The following is a 661-nucleotide window of genomic DNA, read 5'->3' on the forward strand; positions in this document are numbered from 1 at the left end:
AACCAACTTCAACGGCACCAAACTGCTGGACGGCTCGTTCTCCGGCGCGCTGTTCCAGATCGGTGCCGACGCCGGCCAGACCATCGGCATCAACAGCATCGTCAACGCCAGCGCCGCCGCGCTGGGCAAGGCCGGCTTCGCCGCCACCCAGACCACCACCAACGCCCTGGCCTCGGGCACCGCCACCGCCAGCGGCAGCTTCTCCGGCATGGTCGTCAACGGCGTCAGCATCGCCTCGGTCTCGGTGGCCGTCGGCGACGTGGACACCAGCGTGGCCAAGAAGATCGCCTCGGCGATCAACGACAAGCTGGCCCAGACCGGCGTGTACGCCTCGGTGGACAGCAGCAACAAGCTGAAGCTGGAATCGGTCAAGGGCGGCCAGGACTTCTCGTTCACCGCGGGCTCGGCCACCGGCGCCACCGGCATCACCTTCGACCAGAGCGGCATCGCCGCCACCGCCACTGCCGCCGCGGGCACCACCAACTTCCTGAAGGACGTGGACATCTCGACCTTCCAGGGCGCGCAGAAGGCGCTGAGCATCATCGACAACGCGCTGACCTCGGTGAACTCCTCGCGTGCCGACATGGGTGCGATCCAGAACCGCTTCACCTCCACCATCGCCAACCTGAGCTCCACCTCGGAGAACCTGTCGGCCTCGCGC

The 661-nt window shown here is 67.3% G+C and carries 1 protein-coding gene; it reads left to right on the forward strand.

Going from position 1 to position 661, the window contains the following annotated elements; all coding sequences use genetic code 11:
* Nucleotides 1-661: flagellin (locus SLW55_RS20565; RefSeq protein WP_320745641.1), on the forward strand; the 661-nt coding region annotated here is incomplete at both ends.

Source organism: Xanthomonas sp. LF06-19 (genome assembly GCF_034105425.1).
In the GTDB taxonomy this organism is placed as follows: domain Bacteria; phylum Pseudomonadota; class Gammaproteobacteria; order Xanthomonadales; family Xanthomonadaceae; genus Xanthomonas_A; species Xanthomonas_A sontii.